The organism is Vibrio sp. ZOR0018 (assembly GCF_963865925.1).
GTDB lineage: Bacteria > Pseudomonadota > Gammaproteobacteria > Enterobacterales > Vibrionaceae > Vibrio > Vibrio anguillarum.
Genome location: NZ_CAWMCN010000098.1, coordinates 481 through 1,927, shown reverse-complemented (window position 1 = coordinate 1,927; position 1,447 = coordinate 481). Strand labels below are relative to the sequence as shown.

The window sequence follows — 1,447 nt, the reverse complement described above, 5'->3', positions numbered from 1 at the left end:
ACAAGCCTGACAGTTTGAGCAAGAAATTTCCGTACTAGATACATTTTTAATTGGAATTGTCATCGTGTTCTTCAAATCAGCGCAATCGCAGCATAGTACTCCAATTTGAACCAATTTATCGACATTCGTAACCAACTCAATTTGGGAGCCATAACGCCCAATTAAGGGGTGAGCAACGCTACCACCCAACCTAAAGCATTGTACCGTAACCACTAAAATTGAAGTAGAAGCAAGAATGCCAAGCGTTGGGAATCCCTCTTAAATTGCTTGTTATACAAAAAGTTTTAGTCTAATTGCGTCTGACGTCATTAAAAATTTTACAAGATAAGTCATAGTTGTGTTGCCGGGCTATTTTTTGAGAAAAGAACAATTGTGGTAACTCATAAATTACTAGCAACACGAGGATTAGAAGTGCGCTGGTGTGACCTAAGACAAGACCAACAACGCTTACTAATAGCATTGTTATTTCCAATGCAAACAATCCGTATTTGCCGAGATAACAATGATGAAAACCACCAAGGAAAAACCAATTCAACGTTGCATAGGTGTCAGGATCTTTGAGCTTTTTTGATTGGCGATTATAAAATTCTTTCTTCTGTACTTCAGGTAACAAGTTCACCTGCTTTCTTAGCAGCTCTTCGTTTTCTTCTAACTGTTCAGTGGATTCAAACATTCGTATTAAGGCACCTCATCATGTATTTTTTCAACGAGATTCGGTTGATTACAACGTTTAATTCTCGCCAAACCAAGCTTCCAACCTTTTACTGCTCCGTACTTTGCAATACATTGTCTTGTGTATTCAGAGCATGTTGGCTCAAAATTACATTCAATATTCAACAACTGCTTTGATCCACCGCTAGCCTGGTAGCGATGAATCAATTTCAAAGAGATGTACTTAAGCAAGCTTAGCGACCCAGAGTAATGATCACTGCTTCTCTTTTCCAGAACAGCATAAAGCGCTTCTGTTCAACTACTTGGAACACAACTTGCCATCCACTTTGTGCATATTTATTAAGCTCTGCTTCCATCTTCTGTACAGGCAAACCACTAGCCCCAAGCAATATTGTACCGCAGCCACCTTCAACAATGTGCACCACTTTATACTCTGTAAACTTTGTCATATTTATAACCAACTAATTTAATAAAAACAGCATGTTACATTAAGAACTCAAATGCATCAAGACGAGTATTCGTGAAGTGTGTTGTATAACGCCCGGCTAAGGGGTTGACAACGCACCACCGAACTCAAAAAACACACTGTAAACACTGAACTTCAATTTTGTACTAAAGTCGCCAAGCGTTGGCAATCCCTCTTGAGCCGTTTGTTAGGCCAACCGATTGATAACGATACTTTCACAACTAAAGAACGAGCTTTTTTGTAAACTTGAAACCAACTAACCGATTTATTTATAAACCAAAATTCTGAATCAGCAAAGAAACAAAAAAT

At 38.4% G+C, this 1,447-nt stretch carries 3 protein-coding genes; all 3 read right to left on the bottom strand.

Going from position 1 to position 1,447, the window contains the following annotated elements; all coding sequences use genetic code 11:
- Positions 1–289: 289 nt before the first annotated feature.
- From AACR75_RS06460 to AACR75_RS06450, 3 genes are read right to left on the bottom strand one after another with little or no spacing between them, the layout of a single operon-like run.
- Positions 290–679: a hypothetical protein gene (locus AACR75_RS06460; RefSeq protein ID WP_047691867.1), complete on the bottom strand. Its 390-nt coding sequence runs from the start codon at positions 677–679 to the stop codon at positions 290–292.
- Positions 679–885, bottom strand: a complete 207-nt coding sequence (gene yidD / locus AACR75_RS06455; RefSeq protein WP_255209451.1) for a membrane protein insertion efficiency factor YidD — start codon at positions 883–885, stop codon at positions 679–681. Before yidD ends, AACR75_RS06460 begins: the two co-directional genes overlap by 1 nt.
- A 20-nt stretch (positions 886–905) precedes the next feature.
- Complete coding sequence (locus AACR75_RS06450; RefSeq protein WP_017420689.1) at positions 906–1,121, bottom strand: DUF4177 domain-containing protein; 216 nt, start codon at positions 1,119–1,121, stop codon at positions 906–908.
- Between the last annotated feature and the right edge of the window lie 326 nt (positions 1,122–1,447).

Bases quoted from the DNA above. Each gene is read 5' to 3' on its own strand.
- AACR75_RS06450 (WP_017420689.1), bottom strand. From the start codon at position 1,121: ATGACAAAGTTTACAGAGTATAAAGTGGTGCACATTGTTGAAGGTGGC.